The following is a 19,527-nucleotide window of genomic DNA, read 5'->3' as shown; positions in this document are numbered from 1 at the left end:
TATTTTTTGGAAATTTACCCAAAATTCTTAATATAATTTTGATAAAATCCCCACACTTTGCCGCTATCAAGGGCGTTTTTGATTATCTCTTTGGCTTCGGTTGGGCTTTTGGCAAAGTCAGCCGCATACAAAGCAAACATCGCATTTAGCACGACTATGTCGCGTTTAGGTCCCTTTAACTCGCCCTTAATCGTGCTTTTAAAAATTTCAGCATTAAATTTGCTATCTCCGCCCTCGATGTCGGTGTGAAAGGCGCGGTTAAAGCCAAATTGCTCAGGCGTGATTTTATACTCGATGATTTTCTCGCCCCGCACTTCATGCACGAGCGTCTCGTCGCACAGCGTGATCTCGTCCATGCCGTCCATGCCATGCACGACTAGGGCGTGCTTTCGACCTAGTTTTTGCAGAGTTTGTGCTATAAGCTCATTTACTTCTTCGTGATAGTTGCCTACGACTTGGTTCGAAAGGGTCAAATTTGGATTTAGCAAAGGTCCTAAAATATTAAAGAAAGTGCCGATTTTAAGGCGAGTTCGCGCTTCTTTGACTTCGGCTGTAACCTTGTGAAAAAACGGCGCGTGGAAAAATGCCAAATTTGTCTTATCCATAAGCGCTCTAAGTTCGCCAAGATCGCTATTTAACGGCACTCCCAAAGCTTCAAAGATATTGCTCGATCCGCTCTTGCTTGATACTGCGCTGTTGCCGTGTTTGCCGACCCTGACGCCAAGAGAAGCGAGTATAAACGCGCAGGTCGTGGAGATATTTATCGTTTTTAGTGCGTCTCCGCCGGTGCCTACGATGTCAAGCATAGGCTTATCGTCGCTGTAAGTTTTGGAGTATTTCAAAACGCTTCGCACAAGCGCACTTAGGCTATCTGGGTAGAGCGATTTTTCGCTAATTAGCACGAGCAAACCAGCCAGTTGCACTATGTCATAATCCTTTGCCATAACGGCACTAAAAATCTCTTCATAATCGCCACTTTCAAGCGGATAGCCCTTTTGTAGCTTTATCATAAACGGGGCGAAATTGCTCATTTTTTTCTCCTGTGTTTTTGGTTTGTTTAAATTTACAAAATTTTCAATGATTTTTTTGCCATACTGCGTGAAATAGCTCTCAGGGTGAAACTGAATGCCGTAAATTTCGCGTTCTTTGTGCTTCATCGCCATTATGACGCCGTCTTCACTCACGGCTGAAATCTCCAAATTTTCCGGCAACTCATCTACATAAAGCGAGTGATAACGCATAACTTCAAATTTGCTAGGCAAGCCTGCCAAAACGGCATTTTCGCTCACTACGCGAATTTCGCTAGTTTTGCCGTGTTTTGGCACTTCAAGGGTTTTTATTTTCGCGCCAAAGCTTAATCCTATGGCTTGGTGTCCCAAACACACGCCTAAAATAGGTATTCCTAAATTTGCCTTTAAAATTTCTAGGCAAATTCCGCTGTCTGCCGGGTGTTTTGGACCCGGGCTTAAAATAATCTTGCTTGGCGATAAAAATTTAATCGCTTCAAGCGTGATTTCGTCATTTCGTTTGCAAACTATCTCTTCATCTGTGGTCTCTAACACATATTGATATATGTTAAATACGAAACTATCGTAGTTATCAATCATTAAAATCATTGCATTTCCTTGCAGGTTTTTTCAAAAATTTTTAGGCAAGATTTGCGTTTGTTGCAAATTTCGGTGTATTCGTTTTCAAACACGCTATCAAACACCTGCCCGTATCCTGCGCCCACAAAAACATCGTAAAATTCGGGTTTTTTGCTATCTTTCACAAAAATCGCAGTGCGGATTAAAATCGCCATTTGCAAATCGCCGTTAAAATGCCAAAACCCAATCCCGCCACCATAAATCCCACGCGCGTGGCTTTCAAGCTCATTTATGATTTGCATAGCGCGAATTTTTGGGCTTCCGCTAAGTGTTCCGGCAGGAAAAACCACACCCAAAACATCAAAATTATCCTTGCTTTCATCTTTTATGCCACGCACATCGCTGACGATATGCATAACGCTTTCAAAAAACTGCACATGGGCTAAATTTCGCACTTTCACGCTTCCTTTTTTGGCAAATTTGCCAATGTCGTTTCGCGCCAAATCAACTAGCATTTTATGCTCACTCATCTCTTTTTCATCGCTTAAAAGGTCGTTTTTTAGGGCTTCATCTTCGTTTGCGTCCTTGCCACGAGGTCTCGTTCCAGCTATGGGAGCGACAAAAATTTCGTTATTTCTGATTTGAAGCACGAGTTCAGGGGAGCTTCCAGCCACCACGCCGTAAGGTGTCGGGAAAAAATACATATAGTGGCTTGGATTTTGGCGTTTTAAAATTTCATAAAACTCCAAAGGGTCTAAATTTGAGTAAATTTGCAGTGTTTGAGACGGCACGACCTGAAAAATATCGCCACTTTTGATATACTCTTTTGCTTTTTTAAAAATACGCTCGGCGTCCTTTTTTTCGGCGTTTAAATCGGTTTTGATTTTATAGAATTTTTCAAAATTCGGCGCAGTATCGCTGGAATTTTCCAAATTTTCAAAATATTTTCCTTCTCCGTAAAAGCTGTAAATTTTGCTTTGTTTGTCGTAGTGCAGATACGCCCTTGCGTTCGCGTAAAAATATGTCGGAAAATCGTAAAGCTTCGGCTTAATATCGCCAAGTCGCTCAAATTTATAAACTGCTTCGTAGCTTAGCACTCCAAAAAGCCCTGCAAATTCGCAAATTTGCGTGGTGTTTTGCAAAGCAAATTTTAGTTTATCAAGGTCGTCGCCTTGTAAATATTCGCAGTCAATGCCGATGATGATCTGCCCGCTGTCTTCGGCGAGATAGGAATTTGGGAATTTAGCCAAAATATTTTTGAAATAAAAAATCGGATCTTTTAAAAACATACGCCCTCTTTGTATTTTTTTGTAACTTAAATTATAGTAAAATGGGCTTAAATTTTGTATAAGGATTGTGATGAAAGTTTTGTTTTCGCCAAGCGAGATGAAGTCGAAAATCGGCTCGGATAAAATTTTGGATTTGTCAAATTTCGAATTTTGCGATGAGAGTGGGGTGCGAGAAAACGCTGTCAAAGAGTATGCAAAATTTGTCGCAAATGCCGATAATGACGCGCTTTGTAAGCTTTTTGGGCTAAAACAAATTGATGAGAGTTTGCGGGAGAGTATCTTTAAAAAAGGCTGTGTGAGTGCATTGGAGCGTTACACTGGCGTGGCGTATGAGGCGCTAGCTTACGTTAAGCTTGAAAATACTGCGCGCGAATTTTTGGGCGTTAATGTGATAATTTTTTCAAATCTTTTTGGGCCGATTTTGGGGCGCGACCAGCTCCCTGAATACAAGCTTAAACAAGGCGAGAAATTTTCTGGGCTTGATTTGCCAAAAATTTACAGGGAAAATTTTAGCGCGAAAATCGATGAAATTTTGGAGAGCGAAGTGGGGAACGGCGAGTGCGTGGTGGATCTGCGCGCTGGGTTTTATGAGAAATTTTACGAGTTAAAAGTCCCGCATCTAAGCTTTAAATTTATCAAAAATGGCAAGGTGCTCAGCCACTATGCTAAGGCGTATCGCGGGAAAGTATTGCGCGAAATCGCACGAAAATTAGCCAAAACCGAGCGAGAAATTTTAAATTTAAATTTTAGTGGTGTAAAATTAGCCGAAATCAGAGAAATTTCGCTCAAAAAAGAGATAGTTTTGGAAATTTGCGAAAACTAAGGGGAAAAAATGCTTTTTATAATACCATTTTTAGGGATTTTGGTAGGTTGCATTTCTGGGTTTTTCGGCATTGGCGGCGGCACAATCGTCGTGCCGATAATGATGGCGCTAGGATACGATATCAAAGAGGCCGTGGGGATTTCGATTTTGCAAATGCTTTTTAGCGCGATTTTTGGGTCGTATCTAAACTACAAAGCAGGCAAACTTCGCCTCGATAGTGGCGTGATTGTGGGGCTTGGCGGACTTTGTGGCGCGTCGCTTTCTGGCTTCATCGTCGCAAATGTGCCTTCAATCGTCCTAGAAATCGGACTTTTGCTGACTTTGACAATTGCGTTTTGCAGGGTTTTGATGACAAATGTCGAAAACACAGCCCCCAAAGAACCAGCCAAAATTTTGCTTTTTGCCGTGGGCTTTGCAATCGGCGCAATCGCCATTAGCATGGGCGTTGGCGGGGCGATTTTTTTGACGCCGATTTTGGTGGGATTTTTAGGCGTGGATATCAAAAAAGCCGTTTCTATGGGGCTATTTTTCGTGATTTTTAGCTCGTTTAGCGGATTTTTAAGCATGGCGTATAATGGCAATGTGCAGTATTTAGAAGGCGTGTTAATGGGGCTTGGCGGCCTTGTGGGCGTGTATTTTGGCACGAAGATTTCACACAAAGTCGCTAAAAGCACGCAGAAAAAATGCCTTTTGGTGATGTATGTGGTGATGTTTTTGCTAGCCCTTAAAAAGACGCTAGGAATTGATTTTGGGCTAGTGTAGGAAGAAATTAAATTATGCAAAATTTGGAAAATAAAAAACCAAAGAAAACGAGATTTTTTGATTATTACATGATTTTTTACTTTGTTATGTCGCTTTCGGCTTTTGTAATTCCAATTGATATTTTAGACAGAAGTGAAATTTGTGCGAATTTTGTGAATTTTATGAAACAATTTTTCCCAAATATCGAAGTTTTTGGTAGTGTCAGCAAAATCCCGCAATATACGGAATTTTATGTTAGCTTTATGTGGATTTGGGGATTGGGGATTGTTGTTGTTTATTGTTTTTTAATAGATTTAAACAGAGCTAATAAAAAAGTTGGTGTATTATTTCTAAAAAGCATATTGGTTGCGATATTTTGTTTTATAATCGCATTTTTAGGAACTAAAAATTATTTTTTTGGAAATGTTGCTCTAAAACCAGCTACATTTGGCGCAAGAACATTTACGCTTGATTTTGCGACGAAATTTAGCAATTTTATATGGATAAATTTTTTTCAAGTATTCTTTTTTAGTGTTGGTTGTTTTTTGGCAATATCTGGGGTTGTGTGGTTAATTTTCGGAATTAAAAATTTAAAAAAATAAAATTTCATTTTAAATAGCGATAACAGTAAAGTAATTTAAGTTGAATTTTGAATTTAAATTTCTATGGCTTGACTTCCCCTATGGCTCGTCCAAACTGTCGTGCTTCGCCACGCCATCGCTATACTTGTTTTGCTTTGCCGCGCTTGTTACACTCGCTCGTAATGACAGCAAATTTAGCGCAAGAAATTTTTTACTCGTAGATTGCCACAAATTTTAAATGCAAAATTCTCTGCATTTAAAATTTGCGATAGCGAAATTTAGCGCAAAATTTGCGCTAAATTTTTAAATTTTATTAAAACGCGACTTTGTTTATCAATGCGATACCGCACAAAACAAGCACGATTGGCACATAGATAAATTTGCCGATATAATACCAGGCGTTTGAGTATGTTTTAGCCGAGCCTGTGTTGATTTCGTCCAAAAGCTCGTCCTTGCGCAAAATCCAAAACCAAGAAATCGCGCCCAAAACCGCGCCGATTGGGATTATATAGATAGATACTAGATCCATCCACGGACCCCAGTTGTGCAGATGAACTTCGTAAAATGTGGTCGCTGGGTTTGTGTCGCTTGGCGCGATTGTCTCCATATTTACGCCGATTCCGAAGCAGACCACACACAAAATCACCAAAACCAAAGCCCTATTTAAGCTTGGAAATTTATGCAAAAGCGACTCGGTTACGGCCTCGAACATATTTTGCAAAGATGAAATTCCGCCAAAAATCACCGCCGTAAATAAAATAATCGCAAAAATTCCGCCACCTGGCATGTCTTGCAAAATTTTTGGCAGTGTTACGAAAAGCAGTCCAGGGCCAGCTGTTTGGTCCTCGCCGTAAGCAAAAAGCGCAGGTATCATTACCAAAGCCGCCACAAAAGCAGCGATTGTGTCGAAAAATGCGGTTTTTTTCGCCGCATCGACGATATCCTCGTCTTTGTGCAGATACGCGCCATATACGAGCATTCCTGAGCCCGTGATAGAGAGCGAAAAGAGCGCTTGTCCCATGGCTGTGATCCAGACATTGGCATCGCCCAGCTTACTCCAATCCGCGCTAAACATAAATTTATACCCAGCCCCAGCTCCGTCTAAAAGTGCCACGCGCACCGCTAAAATGGCAAAAAGCACGAAAAATAGTGGCATCATGATTTTGTTTGTGCGCTCGATACTTTTCGCGCCCAAAAATATGCTAAAAAGCGTGCCTGCAACGATGATGAAGTGAAATGGCACCACAGAATATGGCGTGAAGGCAAACGAGCCAAACCAAGTCGATGTATCCACGCTCATAAGTGAGCCATTAAGTGCCTGAAATAGGGCTTTTAGCACATAAGCAATGATGACGGCGTATCCGATAGCGATACACATAGACCCCGCTAGTGGAAGCCAGCCTAAAATTTTGCCAATGAAGCCTAAATTTCGTGATTTCCACGCAAACTCATAAGAGCCAAGAGTGCCAGTTTTTGCCCGTCTGCCGATAGCGTATTCGGCTGAGAGCGCGACATAGGCAAAAAGTGCGATGAAAAAAATGTAAATGAGTAAAAACGCGCCACCGCCGTTGGCGCCGAGTTTATACGGGAAGCCCCAGACATTGGCCATGCCCACAGCCGAGCCGACACAGGCTAAAATAAAAGCCCAACGAGATGAAAAAATTTTATTTTTGCTCATTATGGTTTCCTTTTTGCGAAAAAATTCAGGGATTATAGCAAATTTAAAATTTAATTAATTTAAATTTTGATTAAGATTTAAAATTCGGTTAAGCGAAAATTTAAGAGAGAAATTCGGGCGAAATTCGCCCGAGAATTACAAACGAGATTCGTATCTGCGAAGTGTGTAAAGTCTTTTAAGCATTTTTTTGCGAGCCGCAATTTTTTGTTTTTTGCGGATCTCAGTCATAGGCTCGAAATACTTTCTAGCACGGACTTCGGTAACGATAAGGTTACGATCTGTCTGTTTTTTGAAGCGTCTGTAAGCTTCATCAAATGATTCGTTCGGATGCACCTTAACTCCTGGCACGCTCCTCACCACCTTTCGAAAAAAATTAAGCCGTGATTTTAGCTAAAATAAGCTTAAATTTTGGTATTAGATTGCTTTTTTATAGTGCCAAATTTCACTTTTTTTGTTTGCATCTCTTAGGCTAAGCTCGTAATTTCGCCCACTTGCTTCTTTTTTAATCTTTGGTATGAGTATAAAATCAGGTGCATAAATGGAGTTTGCGTGTGCGCTATCGTCTTTTTTAATCCCTTTGTTGCTAAATACAAACTCATCATCGCTTGGCGCGTCGATGACGACCACACGACCAGAGTGAAGTAGGGCGACTTTGATTTTCTTTCGCAAAAAGTCGCGGTCGAAATCGCAGGTTTTTTCGCAATCAACTTCGCTTATGCCGACAATCGAAAAGCGGTTTTTTTGTTTAGGAAATTTGTTTTTGCTTAGTAAATTTTTGGTGCTATCATCGGCTAATTTTTGTAGAGTTTTGCTTGAAATTGAGCCCTTGCTAAAATTCTTGGAATTGCCAGAACTAGGCGAGTTTGAGCTAGTTTTTTGTGCGATACAACCGCTTAGACAAAGCGCGCTAATCACAGCCAAAATTAGAATTTTAAAATTTTGCATACAAGCTCCCTAATCAAAAATTCAAACCTCTAAATTATAGCGATATAAGATAAAATTTAACTTGATTTTTTAAGTTAAAATTCTGTGATAATCTAAGTGAAATTTTACTTTTTCGCGTTATAATTTCGCTTTTTATTTTAAGGGGATACAAGTGAAAAAAATCATCAAACGCGACGGAAGTTTCCAAGAATTTCATGATTACAAAATAAAAGACGCTATCAAAAAAGCCTATGAGAGTGTGGGCGCAAATTTTGATGAAAAAGTCTTCGAAAATGTCCTAAAAACGATTGTTTTCAAAGATAGCCTAAGCGTCGAAGATGTCCAAGACATAATAGAAAAAAAGCTGTTTGAAAGCGGAAATTTCGATGTTTTAAAAAGCTTTATGATCTATCGCCACACGCACAAAATGCAAAGAGAGCATGTCTATGGGCTAGAAGAAGATACCACCTACATAAACTGCACCCAAACCGTCAATGAATATATCGGCAAATCAGATTGGCGAATTTTAGCCAACTCAAACACAAGCTATTCAAACGCAGGACTTATCAACAACACCGCTGGCAAGGTCATCGCAAACTACTGGCTAGACAAGGTGTATTCGCGCGAAGAAGGCGCTGCGCACAGAAACGGCGATTATCATATCCATGATTTAGACTGCCTAACCGCATACTGCGCTGGTTGGAGCCTAAGGGTATTGCTCGATGAGGGATTTAACGGTGTGCGTGGTCGCGTAGAGAGCAAGGCTCCGAAGCATTTTAGAGAGGCGCTTCATCAAATGGCGAATTTTTTAGGAATTTTGCAAAGCGAGTGGGCGGGAGCGCAGGCGTTTTCTAGCTTTGATACATATCTTGCCCCTTATGTTTTTAAGGATAAATTAAGCGACAAAGAGATCAAAAAGGCAATTACAAGCTTCGTTTATAACCTAAATGTCCCAGCGCGCTGGGGTCAGAGCCCATTTACAAATGTTACGATTGATATGACCTGCCCAGAGGATTTAAAGGCGCAAATCCCTACCTCAAACCAACATCACCTTTTTGAGGGAATCGATGATGAGGAACTGTTGCAAAGGGCAAAAGAGCGTGGCAAAAACTCACTTATCGAGCTTACTTACGGCGATTTTGAGCCAGAGATGAGGCGCATTGTTATCGCATTTTACGAGGTTTTGACAGCGGGCGATAAATGCGGTCAGCCATTTACCTTCCCGATTCCTACCGTAAATATCACTCAGGATTTCGACTGGGACAGCGACGCGGCAAATGCAGTGTTTGAAAACACAGCCAAAATCGGATCAAGCTATTTTCAAAATTTCGTCGGAAGCCAGTATATCACGGACGAAAACGGCAACAAAGTCGAAAATCCAAAAGCCTATAAACCAGGCGCAGTTCGCTCGATGTGTTGCAGACTGCAACTAGATTTAAGAGAGCTTTTAAAGCGCGGTGGCGGGCTTTTCGGTAGTGCTGAGATGACTGGAAGTATCGGCGTGGTAACGATAAATTTAGCCCGCCTTGGATACCTTTACAAAGGCGATAAAGAGGCACTTTATGCCAGGCTTGAAACGCTTTTGCAGTTAGCAAAAAGCACTTTGGAGAAAAAGCGTGTGTTTGTAAAAGAGATGTTTGAACGCGGTCTGTATCCATACACCAAGCGCTATTTGCCAGGCTTTAACAACCATTTTAGCACCATTGGCATTAACGGCGCAAACGAAATGATTAGAAATTTCACAGATGATAAAGAGGACATTACGACCAAATTTGGCCGTGAATTTGCGCTAGAATTGATCGAGTATTTGCGCCATAAAATTCGCCTTTTCCAAGAAAACACAGGAAATCTATACAACCTCGAAGCAACGCCAGCGGAAGGCACCACATATCGCTTCGCCAAAGAGGATAAAAAACGCTACCCAGATATCATACAAGCGGGCTTTGGCGAAAATATCTACTATACAAACTCTACCCAAGTCCCAGCAAGTTTTAGCGACGATCCGTTCGCGGCACTGGATATGCAAGACGAGCTACAAAGTAGCTATACAGGGGGTACGGTGCTTCATTTGTATATGAAGGAGCGCATTAGTTCAGGAACAGCGTGCAAGAAATTTATTAAAAATGTCATTAGCAACTACAAACTCCCATACATTACGATTTCGCCTGTATTTAGCGTCTGCACGAAGCATGGATATATCGCAGGTGAGCACGAATACTGCCCGAAATGCGACGCTGAGTTAATGGCGGAGTATGAGAGCAAGGGTGCTTGAAATTTGAAATTTGAAATTTAAATAAGGAGAGAAAATGGAATTCCCAAAAGAGTTAGAAAAAAAACGCACAAAATGTGTAGTCTATACCCGAGTAATGGGGTATTTGCGCCCTGTGGAGAGCTTCAATGTAGGCAAAAAGGGCGAACACAAAGAGAGAGTGTTTTTTGACGAAAATAAGGTAAAATTCGAAGAAAAATAGTCAAATTTCGCCAAATTTAGCGCGTTTAAATTTGGCGAAATTTTAAAATTCACAATTATGCAAAATTCTGAAATTTACCATATCACGCCATTTACGATGACAGATTTCCCTGAGCGGCTCTCGGCTATTGTGTGGTTTGCGGGGTGTAATATGCGATGCTGGTATTGCTACAACCCTAGCGTCGTGCGTGGCGAGGGCAAAATCAGCGAAGATGAGCTATTTGCGTTTTTGCGCTCGCGCGTAGGCAAGCTAGAAGCCGTGGTGTTTAGCGGGGGCGAATGCACCTGCGCTAGGGGATTTATGCAAATTTTGCAAAAAACGAAAAATTTGGGCTTTGAGGTCAAAATCGACACAAACGGCTCAAATCCACAAATTATACAAAACGCCGTAAATTTGGGCTTAGTCGATTTTATCTCGCTTGATTTTAAGGCGCATGAGGCTAAATTTAGCTTTATCACAAAATCAAATTTCTACGAAAATTTCCTTCAAACTTTGAAATTTTTATTATCCATAAATTTTGCTTTTGAGGTGCGAACTACCGTGCATAGCGATCTTTTAAGCGAAAGCGACATTTCGCAAATGGCGCAAATTTTGCACGAGCAGGGTTATAGGGGCGAGTATTTTTTGCAAAATTTCCTTGATACTGGCGAAAATTTTGGCGATCTTGGCGCGCCAAAGCAAAATTTCGACCCCTCTAAGATAATCTCGCCTCTAAAAATCTCTCTTAGAAATTTCTAATTTGTATTTTGCTAGAATTGCGAGTTAAATTTCAAAAAAAGGCAAAATTATGGATAGAAAAAAAATCTACAACCCCTTTTCAGACGAAACTCTCACCAATCGCAAGGTCTTTAACGGTAATCCGCACGGAATACTAAATTTCACCAAGGCAAAATACCAATGGGCGCTCAAACTCTGGGACATTATGGAGGCAAATACCTGGTTTCCCAAAGAGGTCGATACGACTGATGATGTGAGGGATTATAACTTCAATCTCACAACCGCCGAAAAACGCATGTATGATTTGGTATGGAGCCAGCTAATCTCCATGGATAGCTTCCAGACAAACAATCTAGCTGATAACATAAATCCTTATATAACAGCCCCTGAAATCAACGCTGTGCTCGCTCGCCAAGCCTACGAAGAGGCAAATCACAGCAAAAGTTACGCTGTAATGGTTGAGGCGATTTGCGAAAATACTGATTTGATTTATGAAATGGAAAAACACGATGATGTTTTGCGCGAGAAAAACGCCTATATTTCGAGCGTGTATGAGGAGCTAGCAGGCGAGGTTACGGACGATAAACTGCTCTTAGCAATGGTTGCGAATCAAATTTTAGAGGGCATTTATTTTTACAGCGGATTTACTTCGATTTATGCCTTGGCGCGCGCTGGCAAAATGCTTGGCTCAGCGCAGATGATTAGATTTATCCAACGCGATGAAATCACGCACCTATTACTTTTCCAAAACATGATAAACTCCGTGCGCAAGGAACGACCTGATCTTTTCCACGAGAAAAATATCAGTAAAATTTACGAAATGTTCGAAACAGCTGGAAATTTGGAAATCAAATGGGGCAAATATATCACAGATAACCAAATCATGGGCTTTACAGACGATATCATCGAAGAATACATACACTACCTAGTCGATCAACGATTGCTTGCGATTGGTTTAGAAAAAAAATATGGCGCCTCTCATCCGATAAAATGGGTCGATGATTTCTCTAAATTTAACGATCAAAAGTCAAATTTCTTTGAAAGTAAGGTTACGAATTATTCAAAAGGAAGTTTGAGTTTCGACGATTTCTAGGGAGTTTGGCGGTTGAACCCAGCCTAGCTTTTTTGCGTTGCGAACTCGGGCAGACGACTTAGTCTAGCCCTTCGTCCGCCCCGCAAAAAATCGTCGGCATTCGTAGTTTATTTTAAAATAATGGAGAAAATTTTGGATAGTTTAGAAAAACTTCGTTGCGAAAAAATGGCGGAGGAAATCGCTGATAAAATCGCTATTTCGCCAGCACTTTATGACGCATTAAAAAGCGTATCTCGTAGCGAGTTTGCCCCATTTAGCGCGCATGCGTTTAGCTTAAATGCGCAACCGATTTTGGCATCTCAGTGGATTAGCTCTCCGCTAACTGTGGCTAGAATGAGTATGGCGCTCGACATTGATGAGAGCGTAGAAAATGTCCTAGAAATCGGCTGTGGGAGCGGGTATCAGTCTGCGATTTTGGCATATATGGTGTGTAGGGTTTTCGCCGTGGAGCGCGTAGAGAGGCTAGTGGGCGAGGCGAAAAAACACTTCGCAAATTTGGGTATTCGCAACATAAATCTCCGCCACGATGACGGCAATGTGGGCTGGCGCGAGTTTGCGCCTTATGATAGGATACTGCTCTCAGCCTGCGCGTCCAAAATTAGCGACAGGCTCTTCGCTCAGCTTAAAATCGGCGGTATTTTGGTCGCTCCCATGAGTGAGGGCGGAGCGCAATATATCATTAAATTTCATAAAATTTCGCCTAGCGAGATAAGCCAAGAAAATTTGGGTGCGTGCGAATTTGTCCCGTTAATCTCAGGCATACAATAAGTTTTATTTATTATTTATTTAAATTTAGGTATCTTGCAAGGTTTATTTATCTTAAAAGGAAAAGTCCATGCAAGATTTCACAAAAGAGCAAATTACCGCGCTTGCTAGCGATTGGAAAAATCATAGCAAAAACCAGTATTGGGTCAAAAAACACCTAGCCATTTCAAAACATTTGCAAACTTTAAAGCACAATTTAAATAGTTTCGATGATTTTGAGAGCGATTTTTTGTCGAATTTATACATAAATTTCAGCGACGGAAATTTAAGAAGCGACAAAATTTTAAGCTTCGGCGAGAAATTCCCGCATGCTGAGTATTTTTTCATGGAGCAGTTTTTTGACGCGAATATCGGCGCGTTTTATTACGATTTTGTCTTCAAAGACCGTATCGCAGCCAAAAAAGATCTTTTCCCAAAAACAGCCGCCGTTAGCGTAGAGAGCGTGCTTAGCGGTGAGGATAAAGATGTCGTCTCACTCTACATTTTCATAGAAAATATAATCAAAAATTTCAATATGGCGACACAAGAACGCCTTCAACGAAACGAATTTAAGCAAAAAATCATAAATTTTTACGACACGATGTATAGGCTATTTATCAGCATTGACGCGAATTTAGCCAGCGAATTTTTTGATATTTGCTTGCATAATCAGCCTTTTGTCGTAATTGAGTTTTTAAAAGCGACGATGAAGGCGGACAATTTTTTCTTATTAGAGCATTATTTAGGCGACGAGGGTTCGCTGAATTTAGGCGTGGGTGCGGGCGCGGACTTGGAGCAGGCCAGCTCGGAAAAACTTTACTTGCTAGCTAGTATTTTCACGCAGGCTAACGATGAGCTTCCGACATTTTTATGCACAAATGAAAGCGTGAATTTGCTAAATTCGCTCTACACTGTGCAAATCGAGAATTTCTCCGATTTTTACGAGGCTAGCGCGAAATTTATGAGCGAGTTCGAACCATACCCTGCCCAAGCTCCATATAACGCCAAACCGGTTTATGCTTCGCTATTTTTCGAATATTTGCAAAATTACAAAAGCGAAGAAGTCGCCAAAAATACGATATTTTTCGGCGCAATCGGCTCAGGAAAAACCAGAAGAATTCGCGCATTAATCAAGGATAAAAAATTAAGCCCAAGCCATTTTTGTTATCTTTCTTTTCACGATAGTTTTTCATATAGCGATTTTATCGATGGTTTCGTGGCTGGTAAGCTAGTAAATGGCGAATTTAAGGCACTTTGCAAAAAGGCGCTAAAAGATCCAAAAGGCGAGTATTATTTGATAATTGATTCCATTGATAGCGGAAATTTCGATGAAATTTTTGGCGAGAGCATTGCGCTTTTGGAGCGCAGATATGACGAAAACGACCCGCTTTCTATCATTCGCACCAAAAACTCGCACTTCATCGACACCCTCGATGAGGCGGAAATGGAAAAATTCAGCGTGATCGTGAAAGATAATAAATCCTATTTCGCCGTGCCAAAAAACCTCTTTATCATCTGCGCAGCAAATGTCAATGACACCCAAATTTCCCCGTCCAGCGCGAAAGCATTTCGCTGGATCAAATGCGAGTGCGATTATGGCGTGCTCGAAGACTTTTTAAACGACAATCATGTCGCTAACGCCAAAGCCACAGTGGCTGTGTGCCACGCGCTAAACGATTTCATGGGCAAGGAAGCACGCTTTGGCAACGAAATCGGCCATGGTATTTTCATGGGGCTAGCAAGGTATGCGAGCAACGAGCAGATCACCCAAGAGGGCTTAAACGCCTTTTTTACCGAGGTTTTGGAGCCGATTTTTAAATGCGGTTATCAAAAAATCGATATTGCAATGGCAAAACAAATTTCATCTGCAAAAGATGTGTTTAAATTTTAAATTTACGGGGTAAAACCCGTAAATTTGAGTGTTTTTATAAAATTTAGTAGTTTAAATTTAAAGCAAAATTTTTAAAATAAATTTCACCCCAAAATACCTGCGCCGCGCAGTTTTTGCGAGCGAGAAGCAGCGTAAATTCGCTCGCCTTTTATCAAATCGTATTTCCAAATCGGCGCATTTGCCTTAAAATCCTCGACAAAATCGTTTATTAAAGCAAGAGCTAGCTTGCGCTGTGGGCTTAGCACGCCCGCGATATATGAGCTTTCATGCACGCTCACATCGCCTTTTGAGTGCGCGAAAAAGACCTGTGCGCCAGATTGTTGCGCCTTTGTTTGCCACGATTGAAACCACGAGCGCAAAATCGGCTCATATATATCAAAACTAAGTCCGCTAATACCGTCTTCATCGCGCACAATGCCGATAAAAGTAATCAGCGCACCGCAGTTTGCGCCTTTGTAACGCTCATACCATGAATTTGAAATCGCAGGGATATCAAGCGCGCCATTGTGCAAAGAAAAATTGCCAGCAAACTCCATATTAGCCTCCACAAACCGGTGGCAAAAGGCTGATTTTATCGCCGTCTTTAAGCGCGGTATTTAGCTCATAGACCATTTTGTCATTTACCGCCACAGCGCAGCTAGATAGCCACTCTTTTAGCGAGCTATCTTTGCTTAAAATCTCTTTTACTTCGCTTAGTGTTTTGGCATCAAATTTCATCGGCTCTTTGCCGATTGGACCTAAAAATTCCACTTCTACCATATCTTTCCTTTGATTTAAAATTCGGCGATTTTAGCCAAAATTTTATAAAATTTTATATAATTAAAAAATTTTACAAAAGGATTTTTATGAAAATTGATGAAATTCAAACCCCAGCGTATGTGTGCGAAAAATCGAAATTACGGGCAAATTTAGCCCTTTTGCAAAGCGTGGGCGAGCGAAGTGGGGCAGTGGTTTTGTGTGCGTTAAAGGGTTTTGCATTTAGCCTTGGTATGCCTTTGGTGCAAAAGTGCCTTTCCGGGGCTACTTGCAGTGGCCTGCACGAGGCGAAATTCGCTAGGCAAATGCTTGGAGCGGGCGCGCAGGTGCATACATACTCACCAGCTTTTAAAGAGTGCGATATGGCTGAAATTTTATCCCTTAGCGATCATGTGGTTTTCAATAGCGCCTCTCAGTGGCGAAAATACCGCGCGCAGGCGATGAGTGCGGGCGTGCAATGTGGGCTTCGCCTAAATCCGCAAACTTCTTTTGCGCCCAAAGACGCTTACAATCCGTGCGGTAAATTTAGCCGTTTGGGTATGACACTGGACGCACTAAACCGCGCTATTAGCGAAGAGAGCGGGTTTTTAGAGGGGATTAGTGGATTTCATTTTCATGCACTTTGCGAGGAGGGTGCGGAGAATTTAAAGCGCGTTTTAGAGGCGTTTGAGGCGAAATTTAGCAAATATTTTGGTGTGATTAAATGGCTAAATTTCGGTGGCGGACACCATATCACGCGTGAGGGATACAATGTCGAATTGCTAATTAGCTTAATCAAAAAATTCCGTGAAAAATACGGCGTAGAGGTGTTTTTAGAGCCGGGCGAGGCTGTGGGCTGGGAGTGCGGATACCTAGTCGCTAGCGTGCTTGATATCGTCGAAAACGACGCAAACATCGCGATTTTGGATACTTCGGCTGAGGCGCACATGCCAGATACCGTGCTTATGCCATATCGCCCTGCGGTGCGTGGCGAGAGCAAAGAGGGCAAATTCATCTATCGTTTCGGCGGAAATACCTGCCTAGCTGGCGATATTGTAGGCTTGGAAGCAGGTGAGCCAGAGTATAAATTTGACACCCCGCTTAAAATCGGCGATAGGGTGATTTTCGAAGATCAAATCCACTACACGATAGTTAAAAACACGACCTTTAATGGCATAAAATTGCCAAATTTGATAATGGTAGATGAGAGCGGAAATGTCGAGGATATGATAGAGTTTGGTTATGAGGAATTTAGGCGAAGAAACTAATAAAATTTTCTAAGCCATAATTTGGCTTAAAACGCTATAATCTCTAAATTTTTGTGTCAAGGAAATATATGAAGAAGTTCTTTTGCGTGCTTTGCGCCTGTTTGGGGGCGTATGCCGAGGACCGACCATATGCACAGGTTGTGCAAACTAGTGGGAATAATGTGTGGGGGAAAGCCCGACTAGAAAACATAAATTTATACGAAGATGGCCTAGCACCGCTTTTTGTGCAATTACAAAGTTCAGGATTTTTTGCGTGGCTAGCTTTTGGGGCTGTGCTTGGTGTTTTGGTGGCGTTTGTTGGACATTATTTGATTGTAGGCGCAAAACACTTTGATCACCATGCTGGTAAGCCAGTTTATGCTTTTACTTTGTTTGAGAGAGCGTTTCACTTTGTAGCTGCGATTTCGTGGGTGATTTTGGTGCCAACTGGGCTAATTATGATGTTTGGTGATAGTTTTGGTGGTGGAGCGTTTGTGAGATTTTGCAAAAACGCTCATGGCATAGCTACAATTGCATTTGCAATCGCTGTAATTCCTATGCTCACACTTTGGTTTTGGCGAATGTTGCCTAGGTTTTATGATATTCGCTGGATGCTTATTGTTGGTGGTTATTTAAGCAAGAAAAAACGCGCAATTCCTGCTGGTAAATTTAACGCAGGTCAAAAGGCGTGGTTTTGGGTAGCGACGCTCGGTGGTATCGTTATGATCGCTACTGGTGCTTCGATGTATTTTTTGGATTACAACCTTCCAGCACTAAATAGCGCAGCAGGTGGTGTTAGTCAAATCGAAATTTTGCGTGCTAGCGTGATTATTCACAATGTGCTTGGTGCAGTTTGCGCTGTGTTTTTGCTAGTGCATATTTATATGGCTGTATTTGCGATAAGCGGTGCAATTCACTCTATGATCGATGGTCACAAGCCAGAAGAAGAGGTTTATGTGCTTCATCACTACTGGTATAGAGAACTTTTGGATAAAAATAAAATTCAAAAATCACAATTTGAGGAGAAATATCCTAGGTTGTAAAATTTTGGTGCGAGAGCTTTCTCGCACTAGCTTTGCGTGTCAAAGAATAAATTTTAAGGATAAAAATGCAGCTTGATTGTAGAAATTTAGCGTGTCCAGAACCAGTTTTGAGGATAAAAAAAGCTCTAAATGATTTAAAAATCGGCGAAAGTTTAGAGATACTTGTAAATGATATTGCGCCTAAAAAAAATATAGAACGTTTTTTGAAAAAAAATAATCTTGATGCCGATATCAGTATAAATGGCGATGAAACAACGATAAAAGTTGTCAAAACCGATGATTTGCAAGATGAAAGCATAGAAGAATATGTTTGCGATACACCAACTTCAACTAAATCTAAGGTTGTATTTTTGAACGAGGAATTTTGTGGTAGTGGTGATGTTGGTAAGGTTTTGTTATCGAAATTTTTGGGCGCAATGTTAAATTTGGAGCAAAAACCAGCTAAGGTAATTTGCGTAAATAATGCAGTTTTTATCACCACAAATCGTGCTCATCCGAGCTTTGAACCACTCAAAAAACTAAGCGAGGCAGGCACTCAGATATTAAGTTGCGGAAGCTGTTTAGAAAGCTACAAACTTGTAGATAAACTAGCGCTTGGCGAAATCTCAAATGCTTATGAGATTATGAAAATTTTATCAAAATACGAAGTAATCAAACTATGATTTACAAAGATCTTAATCTTACGAAATTTATCTCTGCTGCGGGTTGAGCTGCCAAGCTAGACCCGGCGGGTCTAACGAAAAATCTTGGAGATTTAATCACGCCAAATGCAAATTTGCTCTCATCGCTAAATAGTAATGAGGATGCAAGTGTTTTTCGCATAAGCAACGATCTTGCGCTTGTGCAAACGCTTGATTTTATCACGCCTATTGTCGATGATCCATACATTTTTGGGCAAATTGCAGCTGCAAATTCACTCAGCGACGTATTTGCGATGGGAGGGCAGGTCTTAAATGCTCTAAATATCGTGGGATTTGATGATTGCCATTTTGGCGATGAAATTTTGCAAGAAATTTTAGCTGGTGGTAAAAGCAAGCTTAGTGAGTGTGGTGGCGTGCTAGTGGGTGGCCATACGATAAAAACAAAAGAGATTTATTATGGGCTTAGTGTTACAGGCAGGGTCAATCCTGCTAAATTTTGGCCAAACAATACTGCGCAGGTGGGCGACGTGCTAATCCTAACCAAGCCGATTGGCACTGGGGTGATTTCTACGGCGATGAAGGCAAAATTTTTGAAATTTGAAGAATTTCGTCCTGCGATTGAAAATATGATTTTGCTAAATTTTTATGCTGTGCATGCTCTTTCAAATTTGCAAATTCATGCTGTTACTGACATCACAGGATTTGGGCTTTTGGGACATGCGCTCGAAATGATAAATGAAAATATTAGTTTTGAACTAAATTTGGAGCAAATTTTGTTTTTGCCAAATGTGCAAAAATGCCTAGATGAAGGGTTGATTCCTGGGGGAAGCTACCGAAATCTAAACTATGTCAAACAGTGGTGCAACACTGAACCTGATGTGATTTTTGCTGATGCGCAAACAAGTGGTGGGCTTTTGATTGCCATGAGTGAAAAAGAGGCTGAGATTGCACTAAAAAATTTGCAAAATGCAGGTTATGAAAGTGTAAATATAATTGGCCAGGTTGTGCCAAGAGCGCAAAGTAAAATTTTATTAAAATAATTTAGTAATTTTTTACCAATTTTTATATATTTTTAAGCAACCCTTGTATATAATCCACTTTCCGTTTCACAAATCCACAACATTTGCCAAACGTGTTTTTTTATTTATTATTGTCAAAAACTATCTTTTAGTCAATCTTTGAAATCTAAACAAGTGATCGATTGAGCTGGGGACAATTTATTTAAATTGTCAAATTTAAAAGTTACAAACAATTAAGTTTTTAGATTAAAAACTTCATAAATTGAATTTAAAAGATAAAAAGTTTCTTTTTATCTTTGATACA

General features: G+C 40.8%; 20 protein-coding genes. 13 read left to right on the top strand and 7 right to left on the bottom strand.

Annotated features, from left to right (window positions below; genetic code table 11):
- Positions 1 to 14 precede the first annotated feature (14 nt).
- Together trpD and OFN98_RS07415 are read right to left on the bottom strand one after the other, a co-directional pair.
- Positions 15 to 1,616, bottom strand: coding sequence for an anthranilate phosphoribosyltransferase (gene trpD / locus OFN98_RS07420; protein WP_270874889.1), 1,602 nt, complete (start codon positions 1,614 to 1,616; stop codon positions 15 to 17).
- Complete coding sequence (locus OFN98_RS07415; RefSeq protein WP_270874888.1) at positions 1,613 to 2,875, bottom strand: anthranilate synthase component I family protein; 1,263 nt, start codon at positions 2,873 to 2,875, stop codon at positions 1,613 to 1,615. Before OFN98_RS07415 ends, trpD begins: the two co-directional genes overlap by 4 nt.
- Positions 2,876 to 2,945: 70 nt before the next feature.
- On the opposite strand from OFN98_RS07415, the gene yaaA reads away from it, so the two are divergent.
- Genes yaaA through OFN98_RS07400 form a run of 3 tightly spaced genes read left to right on the top strand, consistent with a single transcriptional unit; the run spans position 2,946 to position 5,041 of the window.
- Positions 2,946 to 3,698, top strand: coding sequence for a peroxide stress protein YaaA (gene yaaA, locus OFN98_RS07410; protein ID WP_270874887.1), 753 nt, complete (start codon positions 2,946 to 2,948; stop codon positions 3,696 to 3,698).
- Positions 3,699 to 3,707: 9 nt separating this feature from the next.
- Positions 3,708 to 4,460 carry a sulfite exporter TauE/SafE family protein gene (locus OFN98_RS07405; RefSeq protein WP_270874886.1) on the top strand — a complete coding sequence of 251 codons (753 nt, stop codon included), beginning with the start codon at positions 3,708 to 3,710 and terminating at the stop codon, positions 4,458 to 4,460.
- A gap of 14 nt (positions 4,461 to 4,474) precedes the next feature.
- Positions 4,475 to 5,041: a hypothetical protein gene (locus OFN98_RS07400; protein ID WP_270874885.1), complete on the top strand. Its 567-nt coding sequence runs from the start codon at positions 4,475 to 4,477 to the stop codon at positions 5,039 to 5,041.
- A gap of 292 nt (positions 5,042 to 5,333) precedes the next feature.
- On the opposite strand, the gene OFN98_RS07395 is transcribed toward OFN98_RS07400, so the two are convergent.
- From OFN98_RS07395 to OFN98_RS07385, 3 genes are all read right to left on the bottom strand, one after another.
- Positions 5,334 to 6,698 carry a sodium-dependent transporter gene (locus tag OFN98_RS07395; protein WP_270874884.1) on the bottom strand — a complete coding sequence of 455 codons (1,365 nt, stop codon included), beginning with the start codon at positions 6,696 to 6,698 and terminating at the stop codon, positions 5,334 to 5,336.
- Positions 6,699 to 6,833: 135 nt separating this feature from the next.
- Complete coding sequence (rpsU, locus tag OFN98_RS07390) at positions 6,834 to 7,046, bottom strand: 30S ribosomal protein S21 (protein ID WP_270858142.1); 213 nt, start codon at positions 7,044 to 7,046, stop codon at positions 6,834 to 6,836.
- Between the two features lie 66 nt (positions 7,047 to 7,112).
- Positions 7,113 to 7,643 carry a hypothetical protein gene (locus tag OFN98_RS07385; protein ID WP_270874883.1) on the bottom strand — a complete coding sequence of 177 codons (531 nt, stop codon included), beginning with the start codon at positions 7,641 to 7,643 and terminating at the stop codon, positions 7,113 to 7,115.
- 151 nt (positions 7,644 to 7,794) lie between these two features.
- On the opposite strand from OFN98_RS07385, the gene OFN98_RS07380 reads away from it, so the two are divergent.
- The 6 genes from OFN98_RS07380 to OFN98_RS07355 all read left to right on the top strand — a co-directional run bounded on the left by OFN98_RS07380 (position 7,795) and on the right by OFN98_RS07355 (position 14,538).
- Entirely contained in the window at positions 7,795 to 9,894 is a 2,100-nt protein-coding gene (locus OFN98_RS07380) for a ribonucleoside triphosphate reductase (RefSeq protein ID WP_270874882.1), read from the top strand.
- A gap of 34 nt (positions 9,895 to 9,928) precedes the next feature.
- A complete protein-coding gene (gene nrdD / locus OFN98_RS07375; RefSeq protein ID WP_270858139.1) occupies positions 9,929 to 10,093 on the top strand; it encodes an anaerobic ribonucleoside-triphosphate reductase in 165 nt (54 codons plus the stop codon).
- A 57-nt stretch (positions 10,094 to 10,150) separates the two neighbouring features.
- Positions 10,151 to 10,831: an anaerobic ribonucleoside-triphosphate reductase activating protein gene (locus tag OFN98_RS07370; RefSeq protein ID WP_270874881.1), complete on the top strand. Its 681-nt coding sequence runs from the start codon at positions 10,151 to 10,153 to the stop codon at positions 10,829 to 10,831.
- 49 nt (positions 10,832 to 10,880) lie between these two features.
- Positions 10,881 to 11,903, top strand: a complete 1,023-nt coding sequence (locus OFN98_RS07365; protein ID WP_270862616.1) for a ribonucleotide-diphosphate reductase subunit beta — start codon at positions 10,881 to 10,883, stop codon at positions 11,901 to 11,903.
- A 132-nt stretch (positions 11,904 to 12,035) separates the two neighbouring features.
- The gene (locus OFN98_RS07360) at positions 12,036 to 12,671 is read left to right on the top strand and encodes a protein-L-isoaspartate(D-aspartate) O-methyltransferase (protein ID WP_270874880.1); all 636 of its coding nucleotides are present in this window, start codon (positions 12,036 to 12,038) and stop codon (positions 12,669 to 12,671) included.
- A 67-nt stretch (positions 12,672 to 12,738) separates the two neighbouring features.
- Positions 12,739 to 14,538 (top strand): hypothetical protein, encoded by a 1,800-nt coding sequence (locus OFN98_RS07355; RefSeq protein ID WP_270874879.1) that lies wholly within the window; start codon positions 12,739 to 12,741, stop codon positions 14,536 to 14,538.
- 83 nt (positions 14,539 to 14,621) lie between these two features.
- Here the strand turns inward: OFN98_RS07355 and OFN98_RS07350 are convergent, their stop codons facing one another.
- Together OFN98_RS07350 and OFN98_RS07345 are read right to left on the bottom strand one after the other, a co-directional pair.
- Complete coding sequence (locus OFN98_RS07350) at positions 14,622 to 15,074, bottom strand: molybdopterin synthase catalytic subunit (RefSeq protein ID WP_270874878.1); 453 nt, start codon at positions 15,072 to 15,074, stop codon at positions 14,622 to 14,624.
- Position 15,075: 1 nt separating this feature from the next.
- A complete protein-coding gene (locus tag OFN98_RS07345; protein WP_270858133.1) occupies positions 15,076 to 15,297 on the bottom strand; it encodes a MoaD/ThiS family protein in 222 nt (73 codons plus the stop codon).
- An 86-nt stretch (positions 15,298 to 15,383) separates the two neighbouring features.
- Between OFN98_RS07345 and nspC the strand changes: the two genes are divergently transcribed.
- The 4 genes from nspC (at position 15,384) to selD (ending at position 19,244) form a co-directional block, all read left to right on the top strand.
- Entirely contained in the window at positions 15,384 to 16,541 is a 1,158-nt protein-coding gene (nspC, locus tag OFN98_RS07340) for a carboxynorspermidine decarboxylase (RefSeq protein ID WP_270874877.1), read from the top strand.
- 68 nt (positions 16,542 to 16,609) lie between these two features.
- Entirely contained in the window at positions 16,610 to 17,563 is a 954-nt protein-coding gene (locus OFN98_RS07335) for a formate dehydrogenase subunit gamma (protein WP_270874876.1), read from the top strand.
- Between the two features lie 65 nt (positions 17,564 to 17,628).
- The gene (gene yedF / locus OFN98_RS07330) at positions 17,629 to 18,225 is read left to right on the top strand and encodes a sulfurtransferase-like selenium metabolism protein YedF (RefSeq protein ID WP_270874875.1); all 597 of its coding nucleotides are present in this window, start codon (positions 17,629 to 17,631) and stop codon (positions 18,223 to 18,225) included.
- The gene (gene selD / locus OFN98_RS07325; RefSeq protein ID WP_270874874.1) at positions 18,222 to 19,244 is read left to right on the top strand and encodes a selenide, water dikinase SelD; all 1,023 of its coding nucleotides are present in this window, start codon (positions 18,222 to 18,224) and stop codon (positions 19,242 to 19,244) included. The genes yedF and selD overlap by 4 nt, the downstream gene beginning before the upstream one ends.
- Positions 19,245 to 19,527: the final 283 nt, after the last annotated feature.

The sequence above is a fragment of the Campylobacter sp. JMF_15 NE4 genome (genome assembly GCF_027737645.1).
Lineage (GTDB): Bacteria > Campylobacterota > Campylobacteria > Campylobacterales > Campylobacteraceae > Campylobacter_B.
Note: the sequence above shows the minus strand (reverse complement) of the source record. Positions and strands in the feature narration are given on the sequence as shown.